The sequence below is a fragment of the Rathayibacter tanaceti genome, assembly GCF_009834165.1.
GTDB classification, from domain to species: Bacteria; Actinomycetota; Actinomycetes; order Actinomycetales; family Microbacteriaceae; genus Rathayibacter; species Rathayibacter tanaceti.
Map to the genome: position 1 here is coordinate 2,364,414 of NZ_CP047186.1, position 17,179 is coordinate 2,381,592.

Consider the following 17,179-nt stretch of genomic DNA (forward strand, 5'->3'; position numbering starts at 1 on the left):
CTCCGCATGACCACGGCCACCCTCCTCGCCCGACTCGACCGCGGCGAGCCGATCACCCGCGAGAGCGCAGAAGCGCTGCTCGGCGCCCGCGGTGCCGAACTCGACGCGCTCCTCGACGCGGCCGGCCGGCTCCGCGATGAAGGGCTCGCCCGCCGCGGCCGCCCCGGCGTGATCACCTACTCCCGCAAGGTCTTCGTGCCGTTGACCAAACTCTGCCGCGACCGCTGCCACTACTGCGTCTTCGTCGAGACGCCGGGCGGGCTGGCGGCCAAGCGCGAATCGACCTTCATGGAGCCGGAGGAGATCCTCGAGGTCGCCCGCGCGGGAGCCGCGCTCGGCTGCAAGGAGGCGCTGTTCACGCTCGGCGACCGACCGGAGGACCGCTGGCCGGTGGCGCGCGCCTGGCTCACCGAGCACGGCTACGCCTCGACCCTCGAGTACGTCCGGGCGATGGCCGTCCTGGTGATGACCGAGACCGGCATGGTCACCCATCTGAACCCGGGAGTGATGTCGTGGGCCGAGCTGCAGCGGCTCCGCCCCGTCGCGCCCTCGATGGGCATGATGCTCGAGACGACCGCCGAGCGGCTCTGGTCCGAGAAGGGCGGGGTGCACTACGGCTCGCCCGACAAGGAGCCGGCGCTGCGGCTGCGGGTGCTCGAGGACGCGGGGCGCAGCCGCATCCCCTTCACCACCGGTGTGCTGCTGGGCATCGGCGAGAACGCCGCCGAGCGGGCAGACGCCCTCTTCGCCATCCGCGAGTCGCACGAGCGCTGGGGCCACGTGCAGGAGTGCATCGTGCAGAACTTCCGGGCGAAGCCGCGCACCGCGATGCAGAACGAGGTCGACCTCGAGCTCCAGGAGTACGTCGCGAACGTCGCCGTCGCGAGGCTGGTCCTGGGCGCGGACGCGACCATCCAGGCGCCGCCGAACCTCACCGACGAGCAGGAGCTCGGGCTGCTCCTGCGCGCCGGGGTCGACGACTGGGGCGGGGTCAGCCCGCTCACGGCCGATCACGTGAATCCCGAGCGGCCCTGGCCCCACATCGACGACCTCGCCCGGCTCACCGCCGCCGCCGGCTTCCGTCTGCACGAGCGTCTGACCGCGCATCCGCAGTACCTCCGCGACGCCGAGACGTGGATCGACCCGCGCGTCACTCCCTCTGTGCAGGCTCTCGCCGACCACGCGACGTGGCTCGCCGACGAGGCGGCACCCGTGCTCCCCCGGCCCTACCGCGAGACGCTCGAGGCTCCGCCGCGGCCGGCCGCGCCCACGCTCGGCCCCGTGCTCGCCCGGGCCGCCGCCGACCCGGCAGGGCTCTCCGATGCCGACTACCTCGCCCTGCTGGCGGCGGACGGCGACGACCTCGACGCGCTCGCCGCGCTCGCCGACGACGTCCGCCGGGAGGCCGTGGGCGACGTCGTCTCGATCGTCGTGAACCGCAACATCGACACCTCCCTCTGGGGTGCAGGCGGCCTCACGGTCGAACGCCTGGAAGAACTCGCCGACGAAGCCGTCGCGCTGGGAGCGACCGAACTCTGCCTCCAGGGCGCGATCGGCCAGGAGCATCCGGGCGACGATCTGCTCCTGATCGCGCGCACCCTCTCGGCCAGGCAGCCCTCCCTGCACCTGCACGCATACCGGCCCGGTGAGATCCTCGAGGTCGCCCGGCGCACGGGCCGCACTCTGCCCGCGATGCTCGACGCGCTCCGCGAGGCGGGGGTCGACTCCGTCCCGGGCACGGCCGCGCGGATCCTCGACGACGGCGTGCGCGCGATCCTCAGCGAGGGCACAGACCCGAGCGCCGCCGAGTGGCGCGAGACGATCACCGCGGCCCACCGCAGCGGGCTCCGCTCGACCTCGACCATGGTCTACGGGCATGTCGAGACCCCGGAGCAGCAGCTCGCCCACCTGCGCACACTGGCTACGATCCAGGACGAGACGGGCGGGTTCACCGAGTTCATCGCGATGCCGTTCGTGCCCGCAGAGGCGCCGCCGGCGGTCGCGCGCGCGACCAGAGGCGGACCCGGCCTCCGCGAGACCCGCGCGGTGCACGCGGTCGCCCGGCTCGTGCTCCACGGCCGGATCCCGCACGTGCAGACCGCCTGGACCAAGCTCGGGCTGCACACCGCTCAGCTGCTCCTGCGCGGTGGGGCCGACGATCTGGGCGGTCTGCTCCTCGACGGTGTCCTCCGGCCCGAGGCGGGGGCGGAGGCGCACCGGGCACTCGACATCGCGACCGTCGCACGCATCACCGGCGAGATCGGCCGCGGCTGGCGCCAGCGCACCACCTCGTACGGCACGGTCCCCGCCGAGCGCGCCCTGCGCGCCGAGGTGACGTCCTCGGCCGGGGTGCAGCGGATGCGGCTCCCCCTGCGCGAGACCCGACGCGTGCCGTGAGCCCGTCCGAGTACCTCCAGCGGCAGGCCGCCCTGGTGCAGGAGCGGCGGATCACGGTCGGAGCCGCCCAGGCGCGACTCCTCACCGCCGGTCCCGAGCAACCTTCCGCCGTCCTGCTCCTCACCGGCGCCGGCCGGGGCGTCCGGACCGACACCGCGCTCGTGCTGCCGATGCTCGCGCGCCGCCACCGTGTCGCCGCGCTCGAACTCGCCGACCTCCGCGACCCCTGGGGCGACGGTCCCGCCGGCGTGAGCGCCGCCCTCGACGCACTCGGAGCCGACGAGGTCGTCGTCGTCGGCCACGCACTCGGAGCCGCCGTCGCGGTCTCCGCCGACGACCCGCGGATCCGCGCCCTGGCACTCGTCGCCGGCTGGCTGCGCCCGACCGAGCGCCTGCGCGGTGCCGCCCAGCTCTGGGAGCTGCTCTCCCCCGAGGCGCAGGACGAGGCCGGCCGCCTGCTCGCGCTGCGCGCCTGGGGCCCCTCGTCCCCCTGGAACACCGACGCCGCCAGGATGCTCGCCGCCTCCGCCCGCGCCGACGCGAGCGCGGCCGCAACCCGTCTGCGCCTCCCGGCCCTCGTCGTCGCCTGCACCGCCGACGCCGTCGTGGGTGTCGAAGGCTCGGAGGCCCTCCTCGGTGCGATCGAGGACGCCCGCTACTGCCTCATCGACTCCGGGCACGCGGTCCTGGCCGAGCGGCCCGCCGAGCTGCTCGCCGTGCTCGAGCGCTTCGTCACCGACCCCCGCCGCGACCCGGCGGGCAGTGTTCTCGAGCGGATGACCGTCTGATGGCCGTCGAGGTCGACGTCGTCGTGATCGGGGCAGGGTTCGCCGGCCTCGGAGCGGCGACGCGCCTCGAGCGCCGCGGCGGCACCTCCTTCGTCGTGCTCGAGCGCGCGGAGCGCGTCGGCGGAACGTGGCGCGACAACGTCTACCCCGGCGTCTCCTGCGACATCCCGTCGCACCTCTACTCCTACTCGTTCGCCCCCGAACCCGACTGGTCCGCGTTCTACGCGCCCGGTGCCGAGATCCAGGCCTACCTCGAGCGTGTCGTCGAGCGCGAGCGGCTCGGGCCGCGCCTGCGGCTGGGCACCGAGGTCCTCGAGGCGGTTTTCCAGGAGGAGGCGGGCCGCTGGTCCGTGCGCACGTCCCGCGGCGACTACTCGGCCGGCGCGCTCGTGGTCTGCGCCGGGCGGCTCTCGGAGCCGCGGCTGCCGACGGTCCCCGGCCTCGATTCGTTCCCGGGCCCGGCCTTCCACTCGGCGCGCTGGCGCGAGGAGGTCGAGCTCGACGGCGCTCGGGTCGGGATCGTCGGCTCGGGCGCCTCCGCGGTGCAGATCGTGCCGCACCTCGCCGAGCGTGCCGCCGAGGTCGTGCTGTTCCAGCGCTCGGCGCCCTATGTGCGCCCCCGCGGCAATCACGCGTACGCCGCCGAGGAGCGCCGGGCCCTGGCGCGCGCGCCGGGCGCGCTGACGCGCCTGCGCGAAGACCTGTTCTGGCGGGCCGAGCTCGGTTTCGCCGGCCGCGTCGGCGTGCCCGACGCCATCGAGGGACTGCGAGCCGAGGCGCTCGGCCATCTCGCCGCGCACATCGCTGATCCCGAGCTGCGCGCCGTTCTCACTCCGGACTACGAGATCGGCTGCAAGCGGGTGCTGCTGTCGGACGACTACTACCCGGCCCTCAGCCGGGCCCACGTGCACGTCGTCCCCGGTGCGCTGCGGCGCGTCGAAGGGGCCGCGGCGATCGGTGACGACGGAGAGGCGCACGAGGTCGACGTCCTGATCTTTGCGACGGGCTTCCACGCGGCCCGGCCGCCGTTCGCGCGGAGGATCCGCGGACGGAGGGGCCAGCTCCTCGCCGACCGCTGGGCCGAGGGCATGGCCGCCTACGAGTCCACCGTCGTGCACGGCTTCCCGAACCTCTTCGTCATCAACGGCCCCAACGCGAGCCTCGGACACAACTCCGCCGTGCACATGATCGAGACGCAGATCGAGTACGTCCTCACCGCGCTCGACCACTGCGCGAGCACCGGCGTCGAACTCCTCGAGGTGACGGCCGAGGCCGAGGCCGCCTCCATCGCCCGGATCGACGCCCTGAGTGCCGACACGGTGTGGACCAACGGCGGCTGCGACAGCTGGTATCTCGCCTCCGACCGCCGTCTCGCCCTGCTCTGGCCGGATTTCGCCTTCGCCTTCCGCGACGAGCTGCGTCGCTTCGATCCGACGGCCTACGCGTCGTGATATCAGGCCGGCGGCCGCGTGCCCGCTGGCGGTGTCCACGCGGTCGTCGTCGGCCGCCCCGGGAGCAGCCGAGGAGCGGCCCGCCACAGACGCAGACGCGTCCGGGGCGGGCCGACCACTCAGCTCTTGTTCGCGCCGGAACCGGACGGCATCGCCTGACCCCGCTCGATGACGCCGGTGGTACCGACGAACCGGTTATCGCCTTCGTACAACTGATAGGGGTCGCTCGCCGCATCGAGGTGCACGACGATCGGGTTGTGGGAATGATCGAAGACGTTGCCTCCGACGACGACGTATCCGCCGCTGCCGACCTCGATCGCCGCGTATTGATTCGAGTCAGCGGCGGTGTTGTCGAACGTGTTGTCCAAGACCTGGACATAGCCGCGGAGCAGCGGTCGCCCGCGCACGAGCGACCCGATGTGATTGTGAGAGAGGGTGACGTGCAGGAGGCCGGTCTTCAGGTAGCTGTCTGCGGCCTGCGCGCCGACGAGGATGCCGAGCCGTTCGTCCGCCAGTGGTTGGAACCCGAATCCCCAGTCCCATTTCACCGAAGGCGAGATGTCCTTGAAGGCCTTCGTGTAGTACAGGTTGCTGTTCGAGATGGTGACCCGGTCCGCACCCTTGGTGACCGACATGAGGTCGTCCGTGGTGTCGTAGGCAGTGATGGCGTCGATGGTGACGTCGCGCGCTCCGCGCACCGAGATCGCCTCGTAGTTCGTGCCCGCACCGTGCGGCCTCGTGTCCGCTCCCGTCAGCGCCTCGAGATCCGATATCCGGCCGTGGATGGTGAGGTTTCGAATCGTGATGTCGTGCACCGCTCCGGTGACGGTGCCGTCGATGACGCGGATCTGGATGTTGATCAGCTCGATCGACGGAGCGGATCCCTCGATGATCGTGTTGCTGTTCGACGGGTTGCGAACGTCGACGGTGATCGGTACGGGGCCGCCATCGAGTGTCGCCGTGATGACGATGTGGTGCGCATTGTTGCGCAGGGCGGTTCTCAGCGCGTCGACGGTGGCGACAGTCGTCGGCGCGTCGGAGACCGCGGAGGCGTTGCGGATGGTGCCCGCCGCCTCCCGGTGGTCCAGGTGAGCAGCCGCATGCGCCACGTGCGGCTGATTCTGGTCACGATCGATCAGTGGTGATCCGAGCGTCACGGTCGCCAACGCGAGGGCGATCACGCGAGTGTAGAGAGCAGTCAAGTGAAGTCGATTCCGTCGGACCGCAGGAGCGGCCCGCTCTGTGTGTCGGGGGTGGGTGAGTGCAGTGCCCGGCGACGGCCGGGTATCCGCGGGGAGGTCGGGTATCCGCGGGTGGTCTGCGTCGTCGGGGTCGGATCGCAGCCAGCACAGGATCTCCTCGACGCAGTGACGGCTGCTGCGGGTGCAGGCCGGACTGACGTGTCGAAGGCGGGTAGAGCTGGCACCCGATCGCGGGGAGAAACGGTGAGACTCTTTCGTCTACCGGATGGATCGTACTGATCCACCTCCCCCATTGATGGGGATCCGCCGTGAAGCATGTGTGCGGCTCACAGGATCGTCCGAGCTGTCGCGCGGGTCGGATCCGCAGAGCACCCGGTCACAGCGTCGACGCATGCGAGCTCGGCCGGCGAACCGCGCTCGACACCGCGCAGGCCGGGTCTGTGCCCCTCCCACCCGGATCCGCACGAGCGGGCATCCGCGCCGGCCGTCGACCGCGGTGTCGAGGGGATCAGCCGTGCCGATCCCCTCGACACTCGGCTCCGCGCACTGGCTATGGTGACCCCATGACCGACCGCGTGCTCGCCCCCGAACCGCCTGCCGACGGCTCGAAGCCGAAGGGCCCCGCCTCCTACTTCGCCAGCATCGAGAAGACCTACGGCCGCCCCGTGCAGGAGTGGCTCGACCTGGCGGACGAGCGTCTACGCGACGAGCCGCACAAGAAGGTCGTCACCTGGCTGACGACCGAGCACGGCCTCGGCTACGGCCACGCGAACGCGATCGTCGCCTACGTCCGCGCCGCACGCGGCTGAGCTGCGCCGCGAACCGGCGGGGACGGCCTCGCCGCCGATGCCCACTCCTCCGCGTCGAGGCAGGCGAGCACGACCTCGGCGTCCTGCTGGACGAGGCGCAGACCGAGCCTCTGCAGCCCGCGGATCGACGCGATGTTGCGGGGATCGGCCCGCGCGAGCACGCGCGACATCCCCAGGTCTCGGAAGGCCGTCTCAATCAGAGCGACACCCGCCTCGACCGCGTAGCCCAGTCCCGCCGTGTCCGGGTGCAGGAACATCCCCAGCTCCGCCGCCGCGCCGTCCTCGGAGCGGACCAGGACCGCATCCCCGACGAGCCGCTGGGTCGCGGTGACGACGACACCCCAGAACCGGCGGTCACCCGGATGCTCGAACGCCCACTCCGCCGATCGCTCCGCCCGCCAACTCTCGTACTCGCCCGGCCGCAGAGGGGGATGACGGAGGAAACGCCCCGCGCGCGGATCCCCGCGATAGCTCATCACCGCCACCTCGTCCGTCGGGAGCAGCGGGCGCAGGAGCAGGCGCGTCGTCCGCACTGTCCGTTCCGCCATCTCCTCAGGCTAGGCCCGATCGGGCTCCGCGAGCGGGCCGTCACCGCCGCGATCCCGCCGCGAGGATAATCGGGGGAATGCGAGAAGACGACGATGTCGATCTGGTGATCGACGCCTGGGCCCACGCGCTGCCCGATCTGGACTTCGCCCCCCTCGACGTCGTCTCGCGCCTGCGCCGCCTGAGCCCCCGAGTGCAGGACGTGCGCCGCCAGTCCTTCGCGGCGAGCGACCTCACGCCGTGGGAGTTCGAGCTGCTGTCTCTGCTGCGTCAGCGCGGTCGCGGTGGGATGACCCCGTCGGCTCTGTCGATCGAGCTCGCGCTCTCGAGCGGGAACCTCGCCAGCCGCGTGGAGCGCCTCGCGGCGCGCGGTCTCGTCGTCCGCGAGCAGAACGCCGCCGACTCGCGCAGCAAGATCGTCTCGCTCACTCCCCGCGGCACCAAGCGGGTGGACGAGGCGATGCGGAACCTGGTCGCCGCCGAGGGCGAGGTGCTCGCCGATCTCGACTCCGCGCAGGTGTCGGTGCTGATCGAGTGCCTGCGCACCATCAGCGACACGCTCGACCGGCTGCAGTGACCGCTACGCCTGACGGGGCTGGGAGGTCAAGCCCGTTCGGGAAGGCGGGCACCGGTCGTAGCGTGAGGCGTGCACGGTCGAGGCGACAGCCACCCGTGACGACGAACGCGACAGCGGAGAGCACCATGAGACAGATTCCCACGATCCAACCCGCGCGATGGAGCCGGAACGGGATCCGGATCGTCGTCGTCCCCGGAGCAGAACTGCCCCGGTTCCGACTCGAGATCGACCCGGTGATCGCGACCGGTGCCCTTCCCGTCCCCACCGGCCCCTTCTCGACGGTCGAGGAGGCCGAGCGGGCCGCCGAATCCGCCGCAGTCCTGCTCGGGGTCAGGATCTCGGCCTGAGTCCCGAGGGTCCTGCGAGCTCGGCGAGCGGCCCGGTCGGCACCGCGATCCACCCCTCCGCCTCGGCCGCCGCGCGCAGCTCCGGAGGCACCGGCAGTGTCGCACCGAGGGCGTGGGCCCGCGCGTTGAGAGCGGCGACGACCGCGTCGAAGGCGTCGTCGGAGCGGCGCATCAGCGCGAGGGCCGAGGGCGGCACCTCCAGCCACGGGGCCGCGCGCCGAAGCGCATCGACGGCGAGCACCACTGCCTCCGGCCGCGTCTTGTAGCCCGTGGTCTCCACTCCCCACAACCGCAGGGCCGCCGCAGGGTAGGCCTCGACGAGACGGCCGCCGCCGGAGCGGTCGACCACCTCGCCGCGCGCCGCGAACGCGTCGAGGAGTTCCGCGCAGCGCATCGCCGTCATGCCGAGGCGGTCGGTGGAGACGCTGAGCGGCCAGCGCCCGGTGATCTCGCGGGCGACGCGGTCGGTCTCGCGATAGGCCAGGCGCCTGCGCCAGTCGCGGCCCGCCAGGGTCCGCGGCGCGACCTCGCGGCGGGTGTGCGCCGCGATGAAGGCTGCGAACTCGAGGGGCCAGCCGAAGGCGCAGTCGATGCCGATCGCCTCCGCCTCGAGCGACGCGTCGACGATCGCCTCGTCCTCGGCGCCGAGGACGAGCAAGCGGACGACCGCTCCACCCGCGGCCCAGTCGACGCCGGCGAGCGCGGTGCGCACCGGTTCCGCAGCGAGGTCGACACCGATCGTGAGCACGGGACGGGCTAGGTGCTCGGCCGGTCCCCTTCGCGGCGTCGGCGCTGCTCCTCGGCGAGCCTCGCGTAGTGCGCCTCCTCGCGCTCCAGCTCGGCGAGCTGCTCCTCCGTGGTCATGGGCGCGGGCCGGACGATGATCGTCGACGGACTCTGCGAGCGACGACGCGGCGCCCTGCCGCCCGGCACGAATGAACCGCCGTCTCCGCGCTTCCACTCGTGCCCGAGCAGGAACCACAGCGAGACGCCGATGATCGGGATGAACACGATCAGCAGCACCCACACGATCTTCGGCAGGTTGCGGACCACGCTGTCCGGCTGCCGCACGACGTCCACCAGCGCCAGCACCATCAGCATGACGATCAGCAGCGAGAACAGAAACCCCATGCGACGAGGGTACGACGCACGAGCGCCTCCGGCAGGCTCGGTCTTCGCTCGCCGCACCGTCTCGACCTCGTTCCAGTTCACCCCGAGACCAGTCACGAGCGCGCGCAGAATCTCCTCGACGTTCGCGAGCTCCTCGGCGGACGGGGCGGCCACGACCTCCCGGCCTTCCTCCTCACGCTTCGCCAGGAGCCACGACCGTCGCTCGTCGTCGCACGAACTGTGCTTTCAACACCTGTCGTGCGACCTCGTTGCAGCACTGCACGCCGCGCTCAGCGATCGGACCCACCGGAGAGGCGCGAGTCCGTCTCACCCGTCTCAGTGGAAGGCTTCGACGTGACGAAGGAGACGAGGAGGGCGACGACAGCGGCAAGACCGATGACGATCACCGACGCACCCTCCCACACCTCCGTGACACCGGACAAGAGAAGATGAACGTAATAAGCTGCCGCCACAAGCCCACTAACGATCCACAGCATCGAGGGTCGCGAGTTCCAATACGTCATACCATTCTCCTTCGCGTCAGTTTCTATGATTTTCTCCTTCGAGAACGATGCGGCGTGGCACAGCACGTCCGCCCGCGCAGCTGTATCACCGGTACGACCTTCGGCAGCGCTGCCCCGGTGACCTCTGCGACGCGCGCGATCGTCGAACGGAGAGCATGCCAGAGCACAGCCCACCCATGCCTCCGTCCCAGGTTCCCACGACGTTCCGAGCCGACGAGAACGAGGGGGCGACGACAAGAGAGACGGCCCGGGTCTGTGCCGTTGCTGCGCACGACCCGCTCCCGGTCGTCGTGCACGCTGGCAGCCCCCGCTCCGGTGGGCCGTGGCACGATCGGACGATGACTGACACGTCTGCGCCCGGCGAGACCGCCCGACACTCCACCCGCCGCCTCGTCCTGATCGCCGTCGCCGTCCTCGGCCTCGCCGGTGTCGTCGCGCTTGCTCTCGTCCCGCTGCAGTACTGGGCCCTGAGCGCCCAGGGGCTCGACGACGCCTGCCGGGTCAGCCTCGGCGGGGTACCGCCCGAGGCGGGCGAGCTGGTCCGCGGATTCTGGTCGTGGTGGCCGCTCGGCGGAGCCTGCGAGTGGAAGCTCCTCGACGGGACCACCGCCGTCGACCGCCCCGACTGGTCCACGACGGTGGTCGCGGGAGTCGGAGCGGCCCTGCTACTCGCGGGGATCGCCCTCGCCGCTGTCTCGTCGCTCCGCCGCAGCAGGACGCGGACTCAGGTCCAGCGGGCCGGACTGTAGCGGGGCGAAGGTCCGGCAGGCCGAGGTCGGGGCCGGCCCTAGCGGTCGAAGAAGTTCCCGAGGTCGCCGAGACCGGGCAGCGGGAAGTCGGAGCCGAGCTCGGAGACCTGCTCGCCCAGCCCCGAGACCTGTTCGCCTGCGCCCGAGACGAACTCGCCCGCGCTACCCGTGATGTCGCCGAACGCGCCCAGGTCGCCGAATCCGCCCGCGAGATTCTCGAAGTCGACTCCGAGACCCGAGGCCTGCGCCAACAGCGGGCCGGCGACGCTGCTGATCACGGCGCCGCCCGCCACCGCCGCGAGCAGCCCGCCGGCCGCTCCGAGTCCGATGCCGGCCGCCGCTCCGACGCCCGCACCCGCGACGGCTCCGCGCGTCCCCGGCTTCGAGAACATCGTCTTGAGGAATCCCGGGGCGTTCGCCTCGCCGCGTGTCGCCGCGCGCGCGAGATCCTCCGGAGCCGAGGAGCGCGGCTGTTCGCTCGCGGGCAGTTCGTCGCGCAGTCGTGCCTCGACCTGCGCGCGCTGCGCGGGAGTCAGCTTCGAGAACGCCTCGCGGTGCACCTGCTCCAGCTGCTCGGGGTCGGCCGTGCGGAGGAGGTAGTCGTAGCGGGCGATCGCCGCTCGGTCCTCCTGGCTCACCACGGGCTGCCCGGGTCGGGCGTCCTGCGGCCGGGCGGTGGTGGCCGGCCGGGCCGGCTGCGGCGGCGCGGTACGCGAGTCGCCCGTCACCTTGTCGGCGGCCGTGCGGACCAGCTCGCGCCAGTCGGTCGTCCCGCTCGAGGAGCTCCCCGAACCGCTCTTCGAATCGAGGGCTTTCGACGCCATGCCGAGGACGCGCTTGAACATGCTCACAGTGAACCTTCCGTCGGGTATCAGGGCGATCATGCCGGTGCTCCCTGAGGGAAGGCCGTCCGGAGCCTCTGGGACGCCGGGGAAGGACGCCGGGGAACGGCCCGGCCGGAGTCGCGTCAGCCGTCCTCCGTCGACGCGTTCCGCGTGCGCCGGTCACGGCGCAGCGTCACCCGCATCGTCTCTGCGTCGTGGAAGCCCGAGTACCGGGCCGCCTCGTCGGCGGAGTACGGGGTCCCGCCGAGTCCGTCCGCGCGGTACATGCGGGCGAGGGCGGCCCGGCGCAGGCGGATCTCATCGCGCGCCGTCGTCCCGTGGGTCGCGAAGATCCTGCGGAGGTACGGCTCCGAGAGCTGGAGCTCGCGAGCGAGGACCGCGACCGTGAAGTCGGGGTCCGCGACCTTCTCGCCGATCACCATGATCGCCCGGGTGAAGTGCTCCGACTCCCGGCTGGTGCGCGGCGGCCGGTGCTCGATGCTCGCGGCCGTGAGCGCCGCCGCAGTGAATCCCGTGATCGCCAGCCGGAACTCGGCGAAACCGGTGTCGGTGCAGCAGATCCCTGAGTTGAGAGCGGAATTGATGCAGGCGATCAGCACGGACGCCATGGTGGCGTTCCCGATCGGCAGTACCGCACCGTCCGCGAGAACCTCGAACGTCGAACTGGGGAGCGCGAGTGCGTCGCACTCGATCTCCATGCGCGCCGAGGGCTCGCACTGCTCGAGGGCGAAGGCGCAGCCGCTGGGCACGAAGGCCACATCTCCCGCACGCACCGTCGTCGTCCGGCCGCCCGGTCCGAACGTGAGCTCGAAGGCTCCTTCGAGCTGGAGGAGGACCGTCGCCCGGCGTTGCGGAGCGTTCCTCCGCAGGACTCCCGCCGTGTGCCAGATCCGGGCGAACCGGAACCCCGGGGAGCCGGCCTCGTCGCAGACGAGCCGGGGATCCGACCCGTCGAACGCGAACCCCCGCTCCGAGAACCACCGGACTGCCTCGACCCCGCGGACGCCCGCTCCGGATCCCGCGGCAGGACCGTCGTCCTGATCCTCCGATGACGCCACCACGAACCCCCTCCTGCCGCTGATATCGCCACTGTGCCAGCCCACGGCGCCGTTGCCGAGGGCCGGGGCCGAACGCGCCACGCGAACACCTGGTTTCCGATGCAGTGCGCGGGAAGCGATAGGCCCGAGTGCCCAGCAGCATCCAAGCTCCTGTGCAAGACCTCAGTTCCGAGACGAAGGACAACCACTCCATGACCCAGCACTCCGACACCCCGGCCACCGGCGCCGACGAGACCCCCACGACCGGCAACGGCCGTCTGAACCGCCGCACCATCGTGAAGAGCGCCGCCTGGTCGATCCCCGTGATCGCCGGCGCCACCGCCGCTCCGCTGGCGGCCGCCTCGACCACGCCCTGCGTCGGTCGCGCCGAAGTCGTGTCCGCCGGCTACATCCGCGACTCGTCCGACGGCTGGCTCGGCGAGCTCCAGTCGAACGCCTCCGGTGCGCGTCTGGGCATCGGCGTGGTCCTCCCCGGATCGCGGATGAAGAGCAACGTGGCCTACCGCAACCCCACGAACTGCGCCTGGACCGGCACGGTGCGCATCCAGATCGACCTCCCCGTCGCCATCCTGGCCGCGAACCCCTCCTCGGAGCAGGGCTGGGCCATCTCGAACGGCGGCGACTACGTCCGCGACGGTCTCACCTACCGCCGCTTCTACTTCACCGGGACGCTGTCGCTCGCCGCCGGCGCCACCTTCCAGTCCGGCGTCAACTGGACCCTCAATGACCTCGCCACCCTGCGGACCAACCTCGGCGCAACCGACACGCCGCAGCGCTGGACGCAGCTCCCCGCGACCTCGCGCAGCGCGGGCTGGCGCTTCACGAACCCGGGCGGATCCATCGTCATCGACGGCGCGGTCGCTCAGTCCGGTGGTTACAACAACCAGCTGGCGCAGAACGCGGGCTTCTGGATCCACGCGAACCAGGTCGCCGCGTAGGTCTCAGCGCTACCCACAGAACTCCCGGCGAGGACGTGCAGACGTCCTCGCCGGGAGTTCCGTGCGTGCGGGGTGCGGCCGCGGAGGACCGTCTCGCCGCCGAGCACGACGCGACGGCCCTCCACCTCACACGTCGTACTCGACTCCGACGCCTCCGAACCGCAGCCGGTCCTGCACCACCACGCGCTCGCCGTGCCGGTCGCGCCCGCGCAGCAGACCGGCCTCCATCAGGCGGATGATCACCTGCGAGCTGATCTCGTTCATCCCCGCGGAGTTCAGGTCTGCGAGCAGTTCCCGATAGCCGATCCCCTCGCTCGCGACCCGCTCGAAGAGGGGCAGTTGCTCGGGAGAGATCGGCCACTTCACCATGTCGCGCCCCGTCTCATCGGCGAGCACGAGGACGGGGCGCAGCTCGAACGTCAGCGGATCGATCGCGTAGTGCTCCTTCAGGGCGACCTGCTCTCCCGTCCACTCGAATGCGGCGATGCGGTGCAGCTGCCGGGTCAGCTGCGACACCCACCGCACCCGCGCCGGGTTCAACTCGTCGTCCGCGAACTCGTCCGAGAGGTGCCCGCGCTGGTGGCGGCCGATCTCGATCATGGCTGCCGCGCGGTCGCGGAAGTCCGCGACAGGGCGCGACGCCGCTCGGGCCTCGCCCGTGATGCGCTCGAACCACCGCATCCGGTCGAAGCGCTCGTCGTCCGACTCCTCCACGCGGCGCTGACGCCAGAAGACGGAGTCGGGCTCCGTGTAGGAGGCGAAGGTGTAGAACGACGACAGGAACTCGTGGTACTGCTCGTACACATCGCGGTAGCTGCGGTTGTACCAGGCGTGCACGGCGTCTCTCTCGGGCGGGTTCCCGCTGATGCGGTCGATCGCCGAGGCCGCCGAGACCGCGGACTGCACCGCGAGGTGGATGCCCTGCGAGAACATCGGATCGGTGAAGGCGGCCGCGTCGCCGCTGAGGAAGTAGCGCCCGGCCGAGAACGTCTCGCTGTCGTAGGACCAGTCGTGCACGATGCGCGTCTCGCCGACGATCTCGGAATCGCCGAGCAGCGCCATCGCCCGATCGGCCTTGCGGATGTGACGGCGGAAGAACTCGTCCGGCCCGAGCTCGCGCACCTCCTCGTTCTTGGACCGGTCGACGACCAGGCCGACGCTGTAGAGGTCGCCCTTCAGCGGGATCATCCACACCCAGCCGTCCTCGAACGAGATCGTGTAAGTGGTCCCTTTGAGGTCGTTCTCGAACGGATCCGCCATCCGGTAGTAGTTCCAGACAGCGAAGTTCTTGAAGTACTCGTCGTAGCGGCGCACGCCCAGCTTGCGCGCGAGCGGACTGCCGACTCCTCCCGCGTCGATGACGAAGTCGTACTCGGCGCTGGCCGGCCCGTCCGCGTCCCGGTAGTGCACCGTGACCGAGTCGGGCGAGCCGAGGTCGACGTCGGTCACCGCCGTGCCCACGTTGACCGTGACTCCACGTGCCCGAGCCTCGTCGACGACGAGGCTGTCGAAGTCCTCCCGCAGCACCTGGAGCGCATGGTCGTAGACCCAGGGCTGGACCTGCGGGGCCGAGAAGGAGAAGGTCCAGGGCACCTCCCCCTGCCCCCAGAGGAACGTGGCGGACGGCTTCGTGACGAAGCCGGCCGCGTCGATCCGCTCCTTCAGTCCGAGACGCTGCAGCACCGAGAGAGTGCCGGGGAGCAGGGACTCCCCCACCCGGTAGCGCGGCATCGGGGCCTTCTCGTAGACGACCGCCTTATGCCCCAGCGCGGTGAGAGTGAGTGCCGCGACGGCACCACCCGGTCCCGCACCGATGATCGCGACAGTGGATTCAGTCATTCTCTGCAACTCCCTCGTGCCTCGGTAGAGCCATGATTCGCATCTGCGGCAGATAGGTGTGCCGCTCCTTGGTGTTCTCCACGATCGCGGTGCCGATCTGGAAGCGTCCGCCGGAGCCGATCGTGACTCCGGGATGCACGGTGCAGCTCACGCCGAACGCGACGTCGTCGCCGATCGTCACGCTGTTGCCGGTGTGGAAGTTCGGGGCCACGACGGTGTTCGAGCCGACCGTGCTGTGGTGCCCGACCGTGCTGTGGTAGTTGAAGACGGTGAAGTCGCCGATGCGGGTGTTCACCCCGAAGTAGCAGCCCGGCCCGATCGCGACTCCGCGCGCGCCACCCAGCGCGGCGGTGGGCGCCGAACTCGGGTGCACGACGCTGACCGCGTGCAGCTCCCGAGGGATCAGCACCGTGTCGATCAGCCGGCGCCGCTCGTCGACGTCCGAGCTGGCGAGGAGCACCGGCGTCCCCGCGGGGAGGTCGGCATCGGCGAGCGCCACCGTCAGCTCCGGGGGCGCGACCGCATCCTCTCCGGGCAGCGCCGTGAAGCGGATCCGCTCGAATCCGCCCGCGGTCTCGGCGAGCCGGGCCATCTCGAGCGCGAACCGCCCTGCTCCGATCAGCGTGAGCTCGGTCATGATCCCCCTCGGATCCTCTTGAACCGCGCGGTCATCGCCAGCTCGGCCACCGGCCGCACCCGCGCGGGCATCTTGTAGCGCTCGACCCTGCCGGCGAGGTACTCGGCCACATGCCGGCGCGCCTGGGCAGGGGTGTGCTCGCCGTCGAACACCACATCGGCGCACACCATCTGCCCCGTGATCGAGTTCGGCATCCCGTAGACGGCGCAGTCTCGGATCGCCGGGCTGCCGAGCAGGACCGTCTCCAGCTCGAGCGGATGCAGCTTCTCGCCGCCGACGTTGATCACGTCGCTGCTGCGCCCCGCGATCTGGAGCGACCCGTCCGCCCCCTCGACCACGAGGTCGCCCGTGCGGAACCAGCCGTCGTCGGTGACGGGATCCTCGCCGCCGTGGCCGAGGTAGCCGAGGAACTGCGTGCGGCTGCGCAGCTGGAGCTCCCCGTCGACGATGCGGTGCTCGACGCTCCCACCCTCCAGCCGGAAGAAGGTACTGCTGGAGGAGTCGCTGGTCGTCGCCGCGATGCCGGTCTCGCTGGTCCCGAAGGTCTGGAGCAGCCGAGCCCGCGGGAGGGCGACCCGCACGCGGGCGAGCAGCGGCGCCGACATGACCTCGGTTCCGTAGGTGACCGCCGCGATGCTGCTCAGGTCGAACCGGGTGTGGTGCCCGCCGAGCACCAAGAGATTAAGGAACGACGGGCTCGTCGGGAGCAGGTCGATCCGGTGCTCCTGCACGAGGGCGCCGATCGCCTCCGGAGTGCGCTCCCGGGCGATCACGGCCGCGGCTCCGATCCGCAGAGCCGACAGGAGAGAGTTGACGCCCCCGATGTGGTCGAAGAGGAGGAACATCACCATCACGTGCTGCCGTCCCCGCGGCAGCCTGGTGCCGTCGAGCTTCTCGGCCATCAGGAGGTCGAGGTCGTGCACCACGGCCTTCGGAGTGCCGGTGCTGCCGCTGCTGAGCAGCACCAGACCGGCCGCTGTGCGCTCGCGCAGCGTGGAGTAGAGCGCGGGCACCTCCTCCTCGTGCTGGAGCGGCCGCACGACGACGCCGCCGACCACCTCGACGACGGCGGTGGGGCTGGTGCTGCGCGCGAGAGCGGCGAGCAGTGCCTCCGTCAGGCTCACGACCGGCACCACGATGTTGCGATTGAGGAAGAGGGCGAGGAAGCCCGCGATGCCGGCGATCCCGAAGTCAGCGTGCAGCACGACGGCGGCACCCGGCTCGAGCCCCGCGCGTTCGAGGTCGGCGAGGGTCCGCTCGACGGCGTCGGCGAGGTCGGCGTAGCTGTAGCGCTCCGCTCCTTCGATCACCGCCGTCCGCTCACCCAGCTCGCGGAATCGCCCGATCAGTCCGGTCCGCATC

At 71.3% G+C, this 17,179-nt stretch carries 18 protein-coding genes; 8 read left to right on the forward strand and 10 right to left on the reverse strand.

All coding sequences use genetic code 11. The annotated features are described in order from the left end of the window. Positions 1 to 6 precede the first annotated feature (6 nt). Genes cofG through GSU10_RS11040 form a run of 3 tightly spaced genes read left to right on the forward strand, consistent with a single transcriptional unit; the run spans position 7 to position 4,636 of the window. Positions 7 to 2,397, forward strand: coding sequence for a 7,8-didemethyl-8-hydroxy-5-deazariboflavin synthase CofG (gene cofG / locus GSU10_RS11030; RefSeq protein WP_132504872.1), 2,391 nt, complete (start codon positions 7 to 9; stop codon positions 2,395 to 2,397). Then, positions 2,394 to 3,185 (forward strand): alpha/beta fold hydrolase, encoded by a 792-nt coding sequence (locus GSU10_RS11035; RefSeq protein WP_132504874.1) that lies wholly within the window; start codon positions 2,394 to 2,396, stop codon positions 3,183 to 3,185. Before cofG ends, GSU10_RS11035 begins: the two co-directional genes overlap by 4 nt. Continuing rightward, entirely contained in the window at positions 3,185 to 4,636 is a 1,452-nt protein-coding gene (locus tag GSU10_RS11040; RefSeq protein WP_132504876.1) for a flavin-containing monooxygenase, read from the forward strand. Before GSU10_RS11035 ends, GSU10_RS11040 begins: the two co-directional genes overlap by 1 nt. 119 nt (positions 4,637 to 4,755) lie before the next feature. Here GSU10_RS11040 and GSU10_RS11045 read toward each other — a convergent pair whose 3' ends face one another. Then, entirely contained in the window at positions 4,756 to 5,838 is a 1,083-nt protein-coding gene (locus GSU10_RS11045; RefSeq protein WP_132504878.1) for a polysaccharide lyase domain-containing protein, read from the reverse strand. Between the two features lie 563 nt (positions 5,839 to 6,401). Here GSU10_RS11045 and GSU10_RS11050 point away from each other — a divergent pair. Beyond that, positions 6,402 to 6,647 carry a DUF4287 domain-containing protein gene (locus GSU10_RS11050; protein ID WP_068208151.1) on the forward strand — a complete coding sequence of 82 codons (246 nt, stop codon included), beginning with the start codon at positions 6,402 to 6,404 and terminating at the stop codon, positions 6,645 to 6,647. On the opposite strand, the gene GSU10_RS11055 is transcribed toward GSU10_RS11050, so the two are convergent. Next, positions 6,623 to 7,195, reverse strand: coding sequence for a GNAT family N-acetyltransferase (locus GSU10_RS11055; RefSeq protein WP_082844952.1), 573 nt, complete (start codon positions 7,193 to 7,195; stop codon positions 6,623 to 6,625). The genes GSU10_RS11050 and GSU10_RS11055 overlap by 25 nt on opposite strands. Positions 7,196 to 7,272: 77 nt before the next feature. Between GSU10_RS11055 and GSU10_RS11060 the strand changes: the two genes are divergently transcribed. Continuing rightward, positions 7,273 to 7,770, forward strand: a complete 498-nt coding sequence (locus GSU10_RS11060; protein WP_068208157.1) for a MarR family winged helix-turn-helix transcriptional regulator — start codon at positions 7,273 to 7,275, stop codon at positions 7,768 to 7,770. Positions 7,771 to 7,895: 125 nt separating this feature from the next. Further along, on the forward strand, positions 7,896 to 8,117 hold the full coding sequence (locus tag GSU10_RS11065; RefSeq protein ID WP_132504880.1) for a hypothetical protein: 222 nt from the start codon (positions 7,896 to 7,898) through the stop codon (positions 8,115 to 8,117). On the opposite strand, the gene GSU10_RS11070 is transcribed toward GSU10_RS11065, so the two are convergent. The 3 genes from GSU10_RS11070 to GSU10_RS11080 all read right to left on the reverse strand — a co-directional run bounded on the left by GSU10_RS11070 (position 8,101) and on the right by GSU10_RS11080 (position 9,670). Then, positions 8,101 to 8,865, reverse strand: coding sequence for a DUF429 domain-containing protein (locus GSU10_RS11070; protein ID WP_068208162.1), 765 nt, complete (start codon positions 8,863 to 8,865; stop codon positions 8,101 to 8,103). The genes GSU10_RS11065 and GSU10_RS11070 overlap by 17 nt on opposite strands. Positions 8,866 to 8,873: 8 nt before the next feature. Beyond that, positions 8,874 to 9,401, reverse strand: a complete 528-nt coding sequence (locus GSU10_RS11075) for a PLDc N-terminal domain-containing protein (RefSeq protein ID WP_082844953.1) — start codon at positions 9,399 to 9,401, stop codon at positions 8,874 to 8,876. A 116-nt stretch (positions 9,402 to 9,517) separates the two neighbouring features. Then, positions 9,518 to 9,670 (reverse strand): hypothetical protein, encoded by a 153-nt coding sequence (locus tag GSU10_RS11080; RefSeq protein ID WP_158286098.1) that lies wholly within the window; start codon positions 9,668 to 9,670, stop codon positions 9,518 to 9,520. Between the two features lie 419 nt (positions 9,671 to 10,089). Here GSU10_RS11080 and GSU10_RS11085 point away from each other — a divergent pair, with 419 nt between their 5' ends. Further along, on the forward strand, positions 10,090 to 10,500 hold the full coding sequence (locus GSU10_RS11085) for a hypothetical protein (protein ID WP_068208167.1): 411 nt from the start codon (positions 10,090 to 10,092) through the stop codon (positions 10,498 to 10,500). A 38-nt stretch (positions 10,501 to 10,538) separates the two neighbouring features. Here GSU10_RS11085 and GSU10_RS11090 read toward each other — a convergent pair whose 3' ends face one another. Together GSU10_RS11090 and GSU10_RS11095 are read right to left on the reverse strand one after the other, a co-directional pair. Further along, positions 10,539 to 11,345 (reverse strand): hypothetical protein, encoded by an 807-nt coding sequence (locus GSU10_RS11090; RefSeq protein ID WP_236713511.1) that lies wholly within the window; start codon positions 11,343 to 11,345, stop codon positions 10,539 to 10,541. A gap of 122 nt (positions 11,346 to 11,467) precedes the next feature. Next, positions 11,468 to 12,406, reverse strand: a complete 939-nt coding sequence (locus GSU10_RS11095; protein ID WP_159316550.1) for an AraC family transcriptional regulator — start codon at positions 12,404 to 12,406, stop codon at positions 11,468 to 11,470. 188 nt (positions 12,407 to 12,594) lie between these two features. On the opposite strand from GSU10_RS11095, the gene GSU10_RS11100 reads away from it, so the two are divergent. Next, on the forward strand, positions 12,595 to 13,341 hold the full coding sequence (locus GSU10_RS11100; protein ID WP_068208178.1) for a hypothetical protein: 747 nt from the start codon (positions 12,595 to 12,597) through the stop codon (positions 13,339 to 13,341). A 126-nt stretch (positions 13,342 to 13,467) separates the two neighbouring features. On the opposite strand, the gene cmlS is transcribed toward GSU10_RS11100, so the two are convergent. From cmlS to GSU10_RS11115, 3 genes are read right to left on the reverse strand one after another with little or no spacing between them, the layout of a single operon-like run. Next, the gene (cmlS, locus tag GSU10_RS11105) at positions 13,468 to 15,180 is read right to left on the reverse strand and encodes a chloramphenicol-biosynthetic FADH2-dependent halogenase CmlS (RefSeq protein ID WP_068208181.1); all 1,713 of its coding nucleotides are present in this window, start codon (positions 15,178 to 15,180) and stop codon (positions 13,468 to 13,470) included. Beyond that, positions 15,173 to 15,817: an LbetaH domain-containing protein gene (locus GSU10_RS11110; RefSeq protein WP_068208184.1), complete on the reverse strand. Its 645-nt coding sequence runs from the start codon at positions 15,815 to 15,817 to the stop codon at positions 15,173 to 15,175. Before GSU10_RS11110 ends, cmlS begins: the two co-directional genes overlap by 8 nt. Beyond that, positions 15,814 to 17,178 (reverse strand): ANL family adenylate-forming protein, encoded by a 1,365-nt coding sequence (locus GSU10_RS11115; RefSeq protein ID WP_068208186.1) that lies wholly within the window; start codon positions 17,176 to 17,178, stop codon positions 15,814 to 15,816. The genes GSU10_RS11110 and GSU10_RS11115 overlap by 4 nt, the downstream gene beginning before the upstream one ends. Position 17,179: the final 1 nt, after the last annotated feature.

What these genes read in the sequence shown, in the direction of transcription:
- cofG (WP_132504872.1), top strand. Translation starts at nt 7, where the DNA reads ATGACCACGGCCACCCTCCTCGCCCGACTCGACCGCGGCGAGCCGATC.
- GSU10_RS11040 (WP_132504876.1), top strand. Translation starts at nt 3,185, where the DNA reads ATGGCCGTCGAGGTCGACGTCGTCGTGATCGGGGCAGGGTTCGCCGGC.
- GSU10_RS11050 (WP_068208151.1), top strand. Translation starts at nt 6,402, where the DNA reads ATGACCGACCGCGTGCTCGCCCCCGAACCGCCTGCCGACGGCTCGAAG.
- GSU10_RS11055 (WP_082844952.1), bottom strand. Translation starts at nt 7,195, where the DNA reads ATGGCGGAACGGACAGTGCGGACGACGCGCCTGCTCCTGCGCCCGCTG.
- GSU10_RS11060 (WP_068208157.1), top strand. Translation starts at nt 7,273, where the DNA reads ATGCGAGAAGACGACGATGTCGATCTGGTGATCGACGCCTGGGCCCAC.
- GSU10_RS11065 (WP_132504880.1), top strand. Translation starts at nt 7,896, where the DNA reads ATGAGACAGATTCCCACGATCCAACCCGCGCGATGGAGCCGGAACGGG.
- GSU10_RS11085 (WP_068208167.1), top strand. Translation starts at nt 10,090, where the DNA reads ATGACTGACACGTCTGCGCCCGGCGAGACCGCCCGACACTCCACCCGC.
- GSU10_RS11090 (WP_236713511.1), bottom strand. Translation starts at nt 11,345, where the DNA reads ATGTTCAAGCGCGTCCTCGGCATGGCGTCGAAAGCCCTCGATTCGAAG.
- GSU10_RS11100 (WP_068208178.1), top strand. Translation starts at nt 12,595, where the DNA reads ATGACCCAGCACTCCGACACCCCGGCCACCGGCGCCGACGAGACCCCC.
- cmlS (WP_068208181.1), bottom strand. Translation starts at nt 15,180, where the DNA reads ATGACTGAATCCACTGTCGCGATCATCGGTGCGGGACCGGGTGGTGCC.
- GSU10_RS11110 (WP_068208184.1), bottom strand. Translation starts at nt 15,817, where the DNA reads ATGACCGAGCTCACGCTGATCGGAGCAGGGCGGTTCGCGCTCGAGATG.
- GSU10_RS11115 (WP_068208186.1), bottom strand. Translation starts at nt 17,178, where the DNA reads ATGCGGACCGGACTGATCGGGCGATTCCGCGAGCTGGGTGAGCGGACG.